We start from the raw sequence: 14,651 nt of genomic DNA on the forward strand, positions 1-14,651 counted from the left end.
CGTATGAGAAACGTTAATGCCACGATCATATAAGATTTCTTGAACTTCACGATAGCTAAGGTTATAACGAAGATAGTAGCCCACGGCTACAATAATCACATCCTGCTGAAATTGCTTTCCTTTAAAATGACTCATCGTCATTCCTCCTGCTATCTTTTTCTATTATTCTACCTTATCTGATAGTAGATTTAAAACTTTGCAACAGAACCGGCCTGATGAATCGAAATGATTCATCAGGCCTATTTTTATTTCACTGATAAAGTTTAACGTGTCTTAATACGGTTGAAATAGGATCATGTACCTTACTTAATAAGAAAAAAATAAAAATTATTTTTAATAACAACCTATGATCCTTTCCAAGCTTGTAGATATTTTGGTTTAGATTTTTTTAGGTGCGTTCAATTCTACAGCGGAGGGAATGAGAAAGTTTTCTAAACAAGTTTGGAAATTCCTAAACATGTTCAGAACACACAGAAAACACTTACATTCTAAAAAAGATTCTTTATACTAGATTTTGAAGAAACAGTGGCCACAGCGTTCTTCTATTTATAAATAGCCTTCAGCGCCGCGCTCAACAAAAGCTCAAATTGATTCAGTGTCGTGCCAAAGAAAAGATTTGGTTGGTAATCAGATATTTTTTGTGGAATATAGGTTTCCGTGCTAATGGTTAATGTTGCCAGCGTACCGATTTTTGAATTTTTTTGCCCAACAAATGCGATCACATCGATAAAGTGATCGTTCGCAATTTTAGCTAATTCGGCTAATCGAACTGTATCACCAGAATTGGAAATAATAAAAAGCAGAATATCTTGTTGCACTTGCTGTCTAAGAAATTCTAAATGACTATTGGCCGTCGCACGAAATCCATATAGATTAAGAGATTCCGAAAAATAATTGGCTAGATTTTGCGAAAAACCTGAGCCAAGAATCATAATCCGTTTATCGCGATACGCAGACATTAAATGTATGAATGCTTCCTTCTCCTCATTGGAGAATGTGCTTGGCATCGTAATGTCAGATTGGCTGTTTCCTAGAGCAAATACCAACTCACTATAACCGGAATATCCAATTTTCTTCGCCATATTGATAATCGTTGCAGTAGAAACATACGATGCTTTGGCAACGTCACGAATCCCAATATTTTTTAAAGACTGACGATTTTTTTTCATAAATCGTAAGACTTCAGCTTCTGAGTCATTCAGTTGGTATTTATCTATAAGCATTTCAACATCCATAAGATTCACCTCAAATTTTATCTAATAGGAGTATTATATTATGACAGAAACGAAATTTATTCAAGATCCGTGGTCAAAAATGACTACCCGTAACGGCTTACGTGGAGATGAAGCTATCTCAGCATTACAGAAATCGATTCGTCGAGGCAAAGAAAAAGAAGCCTGTGAATTTGCTTATGAAATGTATATCACCTCACCACAATTTGAAGAGAAACTCTGGAGAAGGCTATTGGCGATCAGTGTTGAGGATGTGGGCATGGGCAATCCTATGGCCGCCATCATGATCAATAACTTAAACGCCATGCGCAAAGAATTCCAATACAATGAATCCGATCGTGCGATGTATTTTTTCCACGCGATTCGTTACCTATGCCAATCTGAAAAAGATCGTTCATCGGATTTACTTAAGAACATTGTTATCAAGAGTTTCGCTATGGGATATATTCCAGAAATTCCTGATATTGCGCTGGATAAACATACTGTTCGGGGACAGGCAATGGGGCGTGGTTCAGAACACTTTTTGCATGAAGCAAGTAAAGTGATCCCCCAAGCAAAAGTTGATAATGACTACAAGGAACAATACGAAAAAATCATCGAGACCTATGATCCAGATCACGTCGTGCCAAGTACGTTTTCATTTAATCCTTGGCAAGTATAGGAGGAAGTTATATGGAAAATTCTGCGTTTATCATGAAACTGAATGACATACTTAGCCCCATCGCAGCCAAGATAGGTAATCAGCGCCACCTAAAAGCTATATCCAGCGGTATGATGTTTGGCCTACCCTTTATTGTTATCGGTTCTTTTTTTCTGATTTTTGCAAATCCACCCATCAATATTGATCAATACAATCCAGATACAGCTAATATTTTCATGAAATTTATGGCCAGCTGGAAAGATTTTGCCGTAGCAAATTATGATCTCATCACAGCCCCTTATAATTTGACAATGGGAATCATCGGATTCATTAGTGTTTTTGGCATTGCATTTTCCCTTGCCAATGAATACAAAATTAATCCTTCCATGAATGGCATGGTTGCATCTGTCATTTATCTAATGGTTTGTACACCAGTGGAAGAAGGTGCCATCAATCTTAATTTCCTTGGGACAAACGGATTGTTCGTCGCAATTATCATCGGCTTGCTAGTAGTGGAAATCAACCGACTATTTGAAGTAAAAAATATTAAGTTGAAACTCCCAGATACAGTTCCACCCATGGTAGCAACCTTTATCAATATGCTCGTTCCACTGCTGACAAATATATTCATCTTTTATGGCATCAATCTGATTTTCTTGGCAGCAACAAACAAAATCTTCCCTGAAGCAGTGATGGAAGTCCTGACTCCAGCAACGAACATCGCTGGCAGTCTAGGTGGTTTCTTATTGATCGTGACTTTGGGTAACATCCTATGGCTATTTGGTATCAATGGCTCGTCAATTATTTTCCCTATCGTCTTTACATTGGGAATGGCTCAAACTGGTTTGAATGCTGAACAACTGGCAAATGGTGAGACCATGACACACTTAATGAACTTACAAATGTTCCGTATTTCTGTACTTGGTGGAGCCGGTGGTACTTTGGGTTTGGTTTTATTGATGATGCGAAGCAAAGTACCCGAATATCGCACAATTGGAAAATTGTCATTGGTTCCTGGAATCTGTTCCATCAACGAACCAGTGATTTTCGGATTACCTATCGTTTTTAACCCTATTTTGGCAATTCCATTTTTGATTACGCCCATCATTTCATTATTGCTGACCTACTTTGCTCAGCAACTAGGATGGATTGGGATTGGATTTATCGTCGATCCTTCCTTCACACCTTTTTTTGCACAAGCTTATCTTTCAAGTATGGACTGGCGCAATATTCTCTTTTGCCTACTGTTGATCGTCATCAGCATCTTCATCTACTATCCATTTTTTAAAGTCATGGAGAGCAATAAAACAAAATTAGTAGATGAAAAACTATAGTCGTCATTCTTAACCTTGTAACGAAAATATGGTTCTATACTATTTAGTGTTGATGGGAAATCTTAGGGTTTCCCATCAACCTATTTTTTATAAAAAAGTATATGTAAAGAGATATTCGATTGGCAGAATAAGCAACGGATTAAGTGATCTTTAGGAATATTAATTCTTCTTCAATGTCGGAAGAGTCAGGGATGTGTTGAAAAAGGTCCAAAAAACATCCGTCTCCCCAAACCTACAATGTTAAACTGCCCTTGATATTACTGGAACATCTTCTAGAAAGTTTAGGCAAAGAATTTAGAAAAAAATTACAAAACTTACTCAAAAATAAAGAAGGTATACGAAATGAAATGTTTTATCCTTATTCTAACGGTAAAATAGAGGCAAAAAACACGCATATTAAGGCATTGAAAAGAGCATCCTACGGGGTTAAATCATTTGAGAATATGAGAATACAGATTTATATGATTAATCAATTAATCAAAGTAAGATAACAAAAAATCTGAGCCAGAATGAAGTTCATTCTGATCCAGATTTGATTTAGCACAACTCATCAGCCCTTATTGACAAAGAGCCAGAAAACCTACAATTCAAGGTTTCTAGCTTAATCAATTACTGTTATCCCTTCTCCAACCTTCTGCTGAACAGATAGACTAATTGTTTCCAGATGTTCAATTGCTTCTGATATAGCTTGCTTATCATTTGGAATAGACTCATCAACATAATATGTAATCCTTGTACCATTGCCATCATTTTCAGTCGTTAGATAGCCTCAATTGACCATAGTTGCTGATAAAGTAGCTGAGTTGTTCATCTTTGGTAAAATTTGATTTCACATCATCTAAAGTTACACTACTATTCACAATATTACTAAAACTATCTTTAAGCTCTTTATTCTCTGTTTCTTTAAAGTATAAGTAATTATTCGGATTCCCTTGATTCTGACTAGTTATTAACACTTTGGGTACTCCTGAATTAATGGTAAAGAAAAAAAATTCTTCGATAAATGATTTTGTGCCTCTGCATCCGAATAAACAGCAACTAAAGAGTAACCTAATTCTTCCTCACCACTTTCTGACCAGTACAATACTATTGGTGTGTTAATAATAACCGACTGTTACTTATTATTTAGAACTGAATCAGTGAATTATAGTACGTATAATTTAACATTGTCACTCGGATTGTACTGTTGAGAGAACTAGTCAAGACTTTGCTGATATGATGAATAATTAATATGAAAATTGATTAATATGTGGCTATTTAATATCAAATTAAATGAAAAAACTAGAAAATAGTTTTTAGAGGCGAATTTTAAAATGAACTTAGCCACTTCATAAAATAAAAAAACATCATTGCCCAATTTCATGTATTATTGAAGTTCCTACACAATCAATAAAGGATGAAATGACAATGACGCAAACTGAGAATACCACATTTTTACGCAAAGGCAAACACCTTGATTATGAAGAACGAAATAAAATTGAAGCTTGGAAACAAATCGATCGCCCTTTGTCGAATCGTGCAATCGCAAAATTACTCGGACGTGCCCCTCAAACCATTCATAGCGAAGTAAAAGACGGTACGGTTCGCCAAATCAGGCGCCAAGTCCAAAATGGTAAAACCTACGAATATGAATCGTTTGTTTATTCCGCAGATGCTGGTCAAGCCGCTTACGAAAACGCACGAACAAATTCTCGCAAACAACCGAAATGGGTTTCTTCGCCAAAGTTCATGGCGTATGCCGATCATCAAATGAAGACAGAAAAACAAGCGCCTGATGTCGTTGTTGGTCGTGCAAAGAAACTCGGCTTATTTCCAAATGAGACAATCCCTTGTACCACAACCCTTTACACCTATATTGATCTCGGCTGGCTGGAAACAAAAAATATTGATCTGCATCTCAAGGTTCGACGAAACACCAAGCGATCACAGAGTAGGAAGAATAAAGAAATTCTCGGCGATTTGATCGAAAATCGACCAGATATTGTCGATACTCGTGAACGTTTTGGTGATTGGGAAATTGATACGGTGAACGGACTGTGCGTTGGCAAAGACCAAGCATTGCTTACATTGACCGAACGTAAAACACGTTACGAAATAATCATCAAAATCGATGGAAAAGCAGCTAATCCAGTTGATCGTGCACTGACTGCTTTAAAAGAAGCTGCGGGCAACGATTTCGAAGTGCTTTTCAAAACGATTACTTCAGATAATGGTGCTGAATTCGCTGGTTTAACCACACTTCTTAAAGATATTACGGAAGTTTATTTCACCCATCCCTATTCTTCATGGGAACGAGGGACCAACGAAAATCATAATGGGATGATTCGCCGTTTTATACCGAAAGGAACACGTATGGAAGATGTAGCGTTGACTACCATTCGTCGTGTACAGGATTGGATGAACAATTTGCCGAGAAGAATATTGGGTTACGCCACTCCGCGTGAGTGTTTATTGAACGAGCTATCGGAGCTATCCTTAGCCGCTAGATAACCAACAAAAACTAAATAACCAATGAATTTCAATAAGTGGCTAACTTGCACTTGAAATTTGGGGAATAAAATTGGATATCATTTGATTAAGCATTATCTAAGAATTAAGTGCGCGAAGAAAAAAGCAAAGGGAAGCCAAAGTAAAAAGAAAATGATACAGCGATCAGATTGTTTATTCTTGAGTTTAGAGGAAAAAATTACAAGTATTAATTTTATACTATTTTTATTATGAATAATATCCATGTGATGTGCTTGCAAGTAGTATTATCAATCAGAATATGGTTCATCAAAATAAGTACCTATCCTTTATTAAAGGGGAGCGTCAATAATTTTGTGTAAATGATTCTTCCCTACTGCAGATTGTTTCTAATTCTCAATCAGTTGGCTTAGCATTTGTTCAAGTTCGCCTTCGGCCTGATGAAAGCCTTTATGACTGCGACCTAGGAATTTTTGGTTGTAAGTATCAAAAGACGAGACTAAGAAACGTTCCATCGACTCTTCGTTTTGGAACTGCTCCTTGCGGTGGCTGTATTTCTTGATTTGCTTATTAAAGGATTCAATCAAGTTCGTAGAATAAATACTCTTGCGTATGGCCAAGGGGAAATCATAGAAAGTGAGCAAGTGATCGTTCGAAAGAATCGATTCAACCACTTTTGGATAGCTGGTTTTCCATTTTTTCGCAAAAGCACCACGTGCTTCCAACGCCACCTCTTTAGATGAGGCTTGATACACCATTTTAAAATCATCACAGACTTCCTTACGATTATTGACACGCACTTTGTGACTGATATTACGGGAAACGTGTACACAACAATGTTGAAAACGAGCTTTGGGATAGAACCGACTAATCGCTCCTACCACCCCCTTTAAGCCATCCGTGATGAACAGGAGGACATTTTTCAAACCGCGCTCTTGAAGGTCCAATAAAATTTCCTCCCAAATCGTGATGGATTCAGTCGGTGCAATCGCATAGCTCAATACTTCCTTTGATCCGTCCGGACGAATGCCAACTGCGATATGAATAGCTTCCTTGGCGACGGTTTTCCGCTTTAACGGAATATACGTTGCGTCCATATAAATAGCAGCATAACGGTCATGAAGCTCCCGCCCTTTAAACGCCGTTACCTCTTCTGTAAATGATTTTGTTATATTGGACATGGTTTGGGGCGTGTAGTGATGCCCATACATTTTCTCAATCAAGTCTGCGATTTCCGACATGGTAATACCTTTTCGGAAGAGGTGAATGACGGTCTCCTCTAAGGTATCATTCGTCCGTCTATAAGCAGGAACAGTCTGTTGCTTGAACTCGCCGTTGCGGTCGCGCGGAATCTGGAGATGAAGTTCCCCGTACTCGGTCTTGACCGTAGGGTCATAGGAGCCGTTACGAGAATTACCCGTGTTAAAACCAATGCGATCATACTTTTCGTAATCTAGGAAAGCCGTTAACTCCGTTTTGAGAAGCGTATTGACTGCTTTCTCCAAATGGACACGGAATAATTCATTTAAATCGCCTTTGTTCGCTAGAGTCTTTAGAATTTCTGTAGTAAAATCGTTCATAGGGAAGTCCTCTCTTCTGTGAATGTGTTGTGGTAACTCTATTCTACAGAAGGGACTTCCTTTTTTCTATTTACACAAAATATTTTACACTCTCAACAAAAGTATCTTCGATTAATACTTGCTCAAGTTATGTGCAGCTACGAAAAAGTAGGTACCGAGGTACTTTCTTTTTCGCAGCTTTTTTTGGACTTATGAGAAGTACATTCGCTGGAAGAATACGATATAAAACGAGCTTTTTCACTAAAGATATTAATAGAGTGAAAGAAACAAGCTTTTGTTGTCAGTTTTTTCACTTTTCTAAAAATGAAAATAAAAAATTCTGGAAGTGGAGAAGAATTTTGCTTGCTATACTTTGTCTTGTAGAAAAGAGGTGGACAAAATAATGCAAGCTCAAATAAGCGATTTTCCATAACCTTGGTAGGAATGACAAATTAAATAGGAAAGGGAAGTAATAATATGGATAAAAAAAAGTTATCTCTATTCGGTTTTTTTGCCCTGACAGCTTCCATGGTTTTGACTGTTTATGAGTATCCGACCTTTGCAACATCACAATTACATTTGGTTTTCTTTCTTCTTTTGGGAGGTATTTTATGGTTTCTACCAGTTGCTTTATGTGCTGCAGAAATGGCAACAGTTGAAGGATGGAAAGATGGTGGGATTTTCAGTTGGGTTAGTCAAACTTTAGGAGAACGTTTTGGTTTTGCAGCTATTTTTTTCCAATGGTTTCAAATTACAGTAGGTTTTATTACAATGATCTACTTCATACTAGGAGCGCTGTCGTATGTAATTAATTTTCCAGAGCTTAATACAGATCCATTTATCAAGTTTATTGGTGTATTAGTCATTTTCTGGGTACTGACTTTTTCACAGTTGGGCGGGACCAATCGTACCGCTAAAATTGCTAAAGCAGGATTTGTCATTGGAATTGTTATTCCTTCGATCATTCTCTTTGGTTTAGCAGCAGCCTACTTTATCGGCGGTAATCCGATTCAAATGGCTATTAATGCGAAAGCTTTTATTCCTGACTTTTCTCAGCTTTCAACTTTAGTAGTATTTGTATCTTTTATATTGGCTTATATGGGCGTAGAAGCTTCAGCATCACATATTAATGAGCTGGAAAATCCCCAAAGAAACTACCCATTGGCAATGTTTTTACTAGTGATTTTGGCCATCGCCTTAGATGCAATCGGCGGTTTCTCAGTAGCAGCGGTTATTCCACAACATGACTTGTCTCTCAGTGCTGGTGTAATCCAAACATTTGAAATGCTTATTTTACATTTTAACAGTCATTTGCATTGGTTGGTAAAAGTGATTGCTCTCATGATTGCCTTTGGCGTTATGGGTGAAGTTAGTTCTTGGGTAGTTGGTCCATCACGAGGGATGTTTGCAGCTGCTCAGCGAGGTCTGTTACCAGTTTTCTTCCGGAAAACTAATAAACAAGGCGTTCCAGTTCCGTTGATTATGATACAAGGAATTATCGTTACTATTTGGGCAGCAGTCTTAACTTTTGGTGGAGGAGGCAACAATTTATCATTCTTAGTAGCAATCTCCTTAACTGTTGTTATTTATCTCGTAGGATATTTACTATTTTTCCTAGGTTACTTTGTATTAGTTTTTAAGAAAAAAGACTTAAAACGAACTTACAATGTACCAGGAAAAACTGTTGGCAAAACGATTATCGGTGGAATTGGTTTTATTTTATCAGTGTTCGCATTGCTTATCTCTTTTGTACCACCAGCTTCAATTGCAGCTAGTGAGCACCGAACATACCAAATCATACTACTTATTAGCTTTGTAGTGACTGTTCTTTTACCTTTTATCATTTATGAAGTACATGATAAAAGTGCTCACACAACTATTGAGGAACCTACTCACGTGAAAGCTGAAGACGTTAATCCCGCTGTTTATCCAGCTGCTAGAGGAGAGCACCACGTTACAAAAAATGATGAACATATTTTAAAACATTAGGAGGAATTCATTATGTTATACGGAAAAGATAATCAAGAAGAAAAAAGCTATTTGGAACCAATTTTTGGCTCTGCAAGTGAGGATGTTGTCTTGCCTAAATATAAGTTGAACAAAGAATCCATTGAACCACGAATTGCTTATCAATTAGTACAAGACGAGATGTTGGATGAAGGAAATGCGCGATTAAACTTAGCTACTTTTTGTCAAACGTATATGGAACCTGAAGCAGTGAAATTGATGACCCAAACGTTAGAAAAAAATGCAATTGATAAATCAGAATACCCACGAACAACGGAAATTGAAAACCGCTGTGTAAATATGATTGCTGATTTATGGCATGCTCCAAATAATGAAAAATTCATGGGAACTTCAACGATCGGCTCTTCAGAAGCCTGCATGCTGGGTGGTATGGCCATGAAATTTGCTTGGCGTAAACGTGCTGAAAAATTAGGTCTTGATATTCAAGCAAAAAAACCTAACCTGGTGATCTCTTCTGGTTACCAAGTTTGTTGGGAAAAATTCTGTGTATATTGGGATGTGGAACTGAGAGAAGTCCCAATGGATGAAAAACATATGTCAATTAATCTAGATACTGTCATGGATTATGTGGATGAGTACACAATTGGTATTGTAGGTATTATGGGTATTACTTACACTGGTCGTTATGATGATATCAAGGGTCTGAATGATTTAGTTGAAGCTCACAATAAACAAACTGACTATAAAGTATACATTCATGTTGACGCTGCATCGGGTGGCTTTTATGCACCATTTACTGAACCTGATCTAGTTTGGGATTTTCAATTGAAAAATGTTATCTCAATTAATTCTTCAGGTCACAAATATGGTTTGGTATATCCAGGTGTGGGTTGGGTCTTATGGCGTGACCAACAATACTTACCAGAAGAATTAGTATTTAAAGTTAGTTACTTAGGTGGAGAAATGCCAACTATGGCTATCAACTTCTCTCATAGTGCAGCACAACTAATTGGTCAATACTACAACTTTGTACGCTATGGCTTTGATGGTTATCGTGATATTCACCAAAGAACTCATGATGTTGCTGTTTATTTAGCCAAAGAGATCGAAAAAACTGGTATTTTTGAAATCATTAATGATGGATCAGAATTGCCACTTGTGTGCTATAAGCTGAAAGAAGATCCCAATCGCGAATGGACACTATATGATTTATCTGATCGTCTGTTAATGAAGGGATGGCAAGTCCCAGCCTACCCATTACCTAAAGACTTGGATCAATTAATTATTCAACGCTTAGTTGTTCGAGCAGACTTTGGAATGAACATGGCTGGTGATTATGTACAAGATATGAACCAAGCAATTGAAGAGTTGAATAAAGCTCATATTGTTTATCATAAAAAACAGGATGTGAAAACGTACGGCTTTACTCACTAAAATTCTTCAGAGAAATATAAAAGAAGTTAATTAACTAATAAAAGGAGTTGTGATTACCACACAGCTCCTTAAATCTATTTGAATAAATATATGATATTCATTTGTTACACTCTCAATCTTAGCTGTTGTTCTATTCATCATTACTCTTATTGTAAGTAGTTCAGTCAAATTTGCTTTTTCAATTGATCGATAACAGTATGAATTGTTTGAAAAGTAATCGGATATATAATTGTTTTCTCACTACCTAAGCCTTCTTGGTATAAAGAACTATCGCAAAGTATAATCCGCTGAGTACAAAAGAAAGTGTCGTCTACTATTTCTCTAAGTTGTTTACAAATGATATTACTAATAGAAAAGTGTTCTCCCAAAATGTCTTCTAACTGTTGTCGATAGTATAAATACCTAAAGTCTGACGGAGCTACTATGAATACTTCAATTGGAGATTTCCGTTTATGCTCATTTAAAAGACTTAAACTAATGGTTAGTTTACGAATAGAATTCTCATTCCAACGCAGAAATAAATTGTTTTGTTTTCGCCATTGTTCAAGAATTTCATGAACTTCTAAGTACAAAGCGCGTTGCTCTTCATTTAACAAGTAAGTCTTATCAGGTTGAAATATCCGAATATCAGCGCTGCTTGCTTTAAAATATCATTTTCCATTTCTAATTGCTGGTTTCTTTTACGTAGTTCTAACAATTCTTTTTGTTCAGGCGTAAGATTATCTTTTTCTTTGAATGAACCACTCGTTTTAGATTGCTTTACCCATTTGTCAAATGCTGAAGCCGTTAGTTCATATTCTCGAATGATTTCTACACGTGGCTTTCCAGCTAAGTAAAGATTGACGATTTGTTGCTTGAATTCTTGTGAAAAAGTTCTTCGTGTTCTCTTAGACATAAAAATTCCTCCTGGTATATTTTCTTCTAGTCTACACACCTTAATTTTTCTGTCTAGTTAATTGTAGCCTATCCATAGTTAATTGTAGCCTATCCAAACTTTTGTTAAATAAGAGTGAGATAGGTAATAGAGATCAATATATTAGAGCTAAAGGGCAAGAAATAATTGATTCATTAGGTGAAATGAGGTCATACAATTATTTGTATGTAACACATAGAGCTGATGGAATGGTCATTACTGTGGGGAAATCTTCTTCTAATGATATTTTTTTAGATGGAGATCTTTTTTATCAACTCAATACAAATCACTTGTCTGGCACTGAAAATATAATTTTAAGGACGGAATATGGCAATGAAATATTTGCAAAATATGATGAGATTTTAAAAAATTATTTGGACTGGGCTTGGATAATTCCGGTTGAGTCAGGAGATGCTAAGAAACTGGAGAGATTATTGGGCGATGAACTAATTAATAAAAAAGTACCAATTTTAAATTATTATTCCCATAGACAATAAAAGGCTATTTTTCATGATAATACTAGTTATAACTGTAAAAATGGAAGAAAATCTGGGAAAGAAGTTTTTAAATAAGTGTATTGTTCGATTTTAATAATTAATAAGCAATACCATCCGTCTGTGTTGCGCAACATCGTACTACAATGAATATTTTTTCACAAAAAGAAAATCATCCATCGAATGAATGGAAGGTTTTAGTATACACGAGGTTAATGCCCCCTCTTTTATAATCAGAGGAGTGAGGTTTTTTCTATGAATGTTTCTATTTTCTTATTGCTAGTCTAGTTTCTCTTACGATAAAATTGGGATTCTATTCCAGTTTTTATTGATTTGCTGATAGAATAACTTGAATGGTGGATATAAACATGATAAATAAGAGAAGAATAACAAAACGAGGTTGTGAAAAGATTCTCAAATGAGTATAATAGAAAGAAAAAGGAGGAAGAATCAATGAAAATAGCAATTGCAGGCGCTGGCGCAATGGGAAGTCGCTTTGGGTTGATGCTTCACCAAAGTGGGAACGAAGTATTATTAATCGATGGCTGGGCAGAACATGTCCAACAAATCAAAGAACATGGATTACAAGCAAATTTTAATGGTAAAGAGGTAGAAGCAAAACTACCAATCGTTCTTCAATCCGAAGTAGAAAAAGAAGATCAAGTTGATCTGATTATTCTATTTACCAAAGCGATGCAGCTGGAAAAAATGCTGCAGGATATCCAATCATTAATCAAAAAAGATACAGAGGTCTTATGTCTATTAAATGGTATCGGGCATGAAGATATTATTGAGAAATTTGTACCAATGGAAAATATCTATATTGGAAATACCATGTGGACGGCAGGTCTTGAAGGTCCTGGTCAGGTCAAATTATTTGGAAGTGGTTCAGTAGAATTACAAAATTTAGGTGATGGAAAAGAAGCAGCTGCAAAAAAATTAGCAGACAAATTGTCTGAATCAGGATTAAATGCTCATTTTTCTGACAATATTCACTATTCTATTTATCGCAAAGCATGTGTGAACGGAACAATGAACGGACTATGCACAATCTTAGACGTTAATATGGCTGAGCTAGGAAAAACATCGACTGCTCATAAAATGGTGGCGACGATTGTCAATGAGTTTGCCAAAGTAGCAGCAGTAGAGAAGATTGAACTAGATGTCCCAGAAGTCATTGCACATTGTGAATCTTGTTTTGACCCGGAAACAATTGGGTTACATTATCCTTCAATGTATCAAGACTTGATTAAGAACCATCGATTAACAGAAATCGATTATATCAATGGCGCAATTTCTAGAAAAGGGAAGAAATATGGTGTTGCGACGCCTTATTGTGATTTCTTGACTGAGCTTGTCCATGCAAAAGAAGATAGTTTGAACGTAAAATAAAGGAGAGATTGAATGGAAACTTCACAAAAAATATCACCGAAAATTTTTCTGAATAAAGTCCTCGCTGGTACAGCAACAGGAATCATTATTGGATTGATTCCTAATGCAGTATTAGGTGCCATTTTAAAATATTTTAGTGCGTATCCCTTTGCGGTAACGATCGCACAGTTAGCAGTTATTTTTCAACTAGCAACACCTTTGATCATTGGTGGTTTGATTGCCTTACAATTTGGATTTGATCCGATGAGAATGATGGTTGTAGCCGGAGCTTCTTTTGTTGGTTCTGGTGTAGTCAAATTCACACCTGATTTGGGTGAAACGGGTGTTTACGTTGGTGCTGGTACAGGCGATATTATTAATACGATGCTGACAGCATCGATTGCTGTCGGGCTGATTTTACTGATTGGAAATAGTTTTGGGTCAGTGTCGATTGTGTTAACACCGATTGTTGTAGGTGTAGGTGCAGGTTTACTTGGTTTTTATTTATTCCCTTTTGTAACAGCAATTACTTCTGCAATTGGATCATTGATTAATAACTTCACTACCTTACAACCGCTGTTAATGTCTATCTTGATTGGTTGTTCCTTTGCCTTTTTGATTATCTCTCCTATTTCAACAGTAGCAATCGGAATGGCAATCCAACTAGATGGTGTTTCTGCTGGTGCGGCTGCGATGGGCGTAGCTGCAACCACTTTTGTTTTAGTAGTGAACTCTTGGAAGGTTAATAAGTCAGGTGTGACAATTGCGATTGCTTTAGGCGCTATGAAGATGATGATGCCTAATCTATTTAGAAAACCTGTGATTCTTATTCCTTGTTTAGTTAGTGCAGTGATTACAGCTATTCCTGTCGCTCTATTTTCTATTTCAGGTACGCCTGCTTCTGCTGGTTTCGGCGTGGTCGGACTTGTTGGTCCGTTGGCTTCTTTAGATGCAGGGCTAAATGGCTTTCTTGTTGTTCTTTGTTGGTTAGTCATCCCTGTTTTTGCGGCACTAATTACTCAATTTTTATGCGAGAAAGTATTTAAACTGTATGATCGAGAAGAAGTCTTCAAATTTTTAGGCTAGTAGATTTTACTAAGAAATTTTCAATCAATGGATGCGTAAGTGAGATGTCAACAACATCTGACTTACGTTTTTTTGCCTTTTTGAGTAGGAGATTGATGCTGACAACTGAACTCTTCAGTGCCATTCGATTTTTTAAAATGTAGAAGAAACTCAC

Annotated in this window: 12 protein-coding genes and 4 pseudogenes; 9 read left to right on the forward strand and 7 right to left on the reverse strand. The window is 36.6% G+C overall.

Translation table 11 applies throughout. From position 1 onward, the window contains the following. Both OZZ83_RS06325 and OZZ83_RS06330 read right to left on the reverse strand, forming a co-directional pair. A pseudogene (locus OZZ83_RS06325) lies at positions 1-135 on the reverse strand (IS6 family transposase); the annotation flags it as partial. A 407-nt stretch (positions 136-542) separates the two neighbouring features. Beyond that, positions 543-1,235: a MurR/RpiR family transcriptional regulator gene (locus tag OZZ83_RS06330; protein ID WP_002301588.1), complete on the reverse strand. Its 693-nt coding sequence runs from the start codon at positions 1,233-1,235 to the stop codon at positions 543-545. Between the two features lie 40 nt (positions 1,236-1,275). Between OZZ83_RS06330 and OZZ83_RS06335 the strand changes: the two genes are divergently transcribed. The 3 genes and pseudogenes from OZZ83_RS06335 to OZZ83_RS06345 all read left to right on the forward strand — a co-directional run. After that, a complete protein-coding gene (locus tag OZZ83_RS06335; protein WP_002309706.1) occupies positions 1,276-1,893 on the forward strand; it encodes a hypothetical protein in 618 nt (205 codons plus the stop codon). 11 nt (positions 1,894-1,904) lie between these two features. After that, complete coding sequence (locus tag OZZ83_RS06340; RefSeq protein ID WP_002309705.1) at positions 1,905-3,206, forward strand: PTS sugar transporter subunit IIC; 1,302 nt, start codon at positions 1,905-1,907, stop codon at positions 3,204-3,206. Between the two features lie 257 nt (positions 3,207-3,463). Then, positions 3,464-3,697: pseudogene (locus tag OZZ83_RS06345) on the forward strand (transposase); the annotation flags it as partial. A gap of 261 nt (positions 3,698-3,958) precedes the next feature. Here OZZ83_RS06345 and OZZ83_RS06350 read toward each other — a convergent pair. Continuing rightward, on the reverse strand, positions 3,959-4,207 hold the full coding sequence (locus OZZ83_RS06350) for a DUF4767 domain-containing protein (protein WP_079997858.1): 249 nt from the start codon (positions 4,205-4,207) through the stop codon (positions 3,959-3,961). Next, entirely contained in the window at positions 4,156-4,311 is a 156-nt protein-coding gene (locus OZZ83_RS14725) for a DUF4767 domain-containing protein (protein WP_372537911.1), read from the reverse strand. The genes OZZ83_RS06350 and OZZ83_RS14725 overlap by 52 nt, the downstream gene beginning before the upstream one ends. 302 nt (positions 4,312-4,613) lie before the next feature. Between OZZ83_RS14725 and OZZ83_RS06355 the strand changes: the two genes are divergently transcribed. After that, the gene (locus OZZ83_RS06355; RefSeq protein WP_002309702.1) at positions 4,614-5,696 is read left to right on the forward strand and encodes an IS30 family transposase; all 1,083 of its coding nucleotides are present in this window, start codon (positions 4,614-4,616) and stop codon (positions 5,694-5,696) included. Positions 5,697-6,061: 365 nt separating this feature from the next. Here OZZ83_RS06355 and OZZ83_RS06360 read toward each other — a convergent pair whose 3' ends face one another. Next, complete coding sequence (locus OZZ83_RS06360) at positions 6,062-7,252, reverse strand: IS256 family transposase (protein WP_002335150.1); 1,191 nt, start codon at positions 7,250-7,252, stop codon at positions 6,062-6,064. A 456-nt stretch (positions 7,253-7,708) separates the two neighbouring features. On the opposite strand from OZZ83_RS06360, the gene gadC reads away from it, so the two are divergent. Both gadC and OZZ83_RS06370 read left to right on the forward strand, forming a co-directional pair. Next, complete coding sequence (gene gadC, locus OZZ83_RS06365) at positions 7,709-9,220, forward strand: glutamate:gamma-aminobutyrate antiporter (protein ID WP_002309701.1); 1,512 nt, start codon at positions 7,709-7,711, stop codon at positions 9,218-9,220. A gap of 12 nt (positions 9,221-9,232) precedes the next feature. Beyond that, entirely contained in the window at positions 9,233-10,633 is a 1,401-nt protein-coding gene (locus OZZ83_RS06370; protein ID WP_002309699.1) for a glutamate decarboxylase, read from the forward strand. 164 nt (positions 10,634-10,797) lie between these two features. Here OZZ83_RS06370 and OZZ83_RS06375 read toward each other — a convergent pair whose 3' ends face one another. Next, a complete protein-coding gene (locus OZZ83_RS06375) occupies positions 10,798-11,229 on the reverse strand; it encodes a hypothetical protein (RefSeq protein WP_278023650.1) in 432 nt (143 codons plus the stop codon). A gap of 29 nt (positions 11,230-11,258) precedes the next feature. After that, positions 11,259-11,528: pseudogene (locus OZZ83_RS06380) on the reverse strand (transposase); the annotation flags it as partial. A 92-nt stretch (positions 11,529-11,620) separates the two neighbouring features. Here OZZ83_RS06380 and OZZ83_RS06385 point away from each other — a divergent pair. The 3 genes and pseudogenes from OZZ83_RS06385 to OZZ83_RS06395 all read left to right on the forward strand — a co-directional run. Then, positions 11,621-12,043, forward strand: a pseudogene (locus OZZ83_RS06385) (hypothetical protein); the annotation flags it as partial. Positions 12,044-12,493: 450 nt separating this feature from the next. Beyond that, complete coding sequence (locus tag OZZ83_RS06390) at positions 12,494-13,432, forward strand: 2-dehydropantoate 2-reductase (protein ID WP_002291914.1); 939 nt, start codon at positions 12,494-12,496, stop codon at positions 13,430-13,432. A 12-nt stretch (positions 13,433-13,444) separates the two neighbouring features. Next, positions 13,445-14,497 carry a PTS sugar transporter subunit IIC gene (locus tag OZZ83_RS06395; RefSeq protein WP_002291912.1) on the forward strand — a complete coding sequence of 351 codons (1,053 nt, stop codon included), beginning with the start codon at positions 13,445-13,447 and terminating at the stop codon, positions 14,495-14,497. Positions 14,498-14,651 lie beyond the last annotated feature (154 nt).

The sequence above is a fragment of the Enterococcus sp. E5-162 genome (assembly GCF_035725965.1).
GTDB classification, from domain to species: domain Bacteria; phylum Bacillota; class Bacilli; order Lactobacillales; family Enterococcaceae; genus Enterococcus_B; species Enterococcus_B lactis.

Excerpts from the sequence above, each read along its gene's own strand:
- OZZ83_RS06330 (WP_002301588.1), bottom strand. The coding sequence starts at position 1,235 with ATGGATGTTGAAATGCTTATAGATAAATACCAACTGAATGACTCAGAA.
- OZZ83_RS06335 (WP_002309706.1), top strand. The coding sequence starts at position 1,276 with ATGACAGAAACGAAATTTATTCAAGATCCGTGGTCAAAAATGACTACC.
- OZZ83_RS06340 (WP_002309705.1), top strand. The coding sequence starts at position 1,905 with ATGGAAAATTCTGCGTTTATCATGAAACTGAATGACATACTTAGCCCC.
- OZZ83_RS06355 (WP_002309702.1), top strand. The coding sequence starts at position 4,614 with ATGACGCAAACTGAGAATACCACATTTTTACGCAAAGGCAAACACCTT.
- OZZ83_RS06360 (WP_002335150.1), bottom strand. The coding sequence starts at position 7,252 with ATGAACGATTTTACTACAGAAATTCTAAAGACTCTAGCGAACAAAGGC.
- gadC (WP_002309701.1), top strand. The coding sequence starts at position 7,709 with ATGGATAAAAAAAAGTTATCTCTATTCGGTTTTTTTGCCCTGACAGCT.
- OZZ83_RS06370 (WP_002309699.1), top strand. The coding sequence starts at position 9,233 with ATGTTATACGGAAAAGATAATCAAGAAGAAAAAAGCTATTTGGAACCA.
- OZZ83_RS06390 (WP_002291914.1), top strand. The coding sequence starts at position 12,494 with ATGAAAATAGCAATTGCAGGCGCTGGCGCAATGGGAAGTCGCTTTGGG.
- OZZ83_RS06395 (WP_002291912.1), top strand. The coding sequence starts at position 13,445 with ATGGAAACTTCACAAAAAATATCACCGAAAATTTTTCTGAATAAAGTC.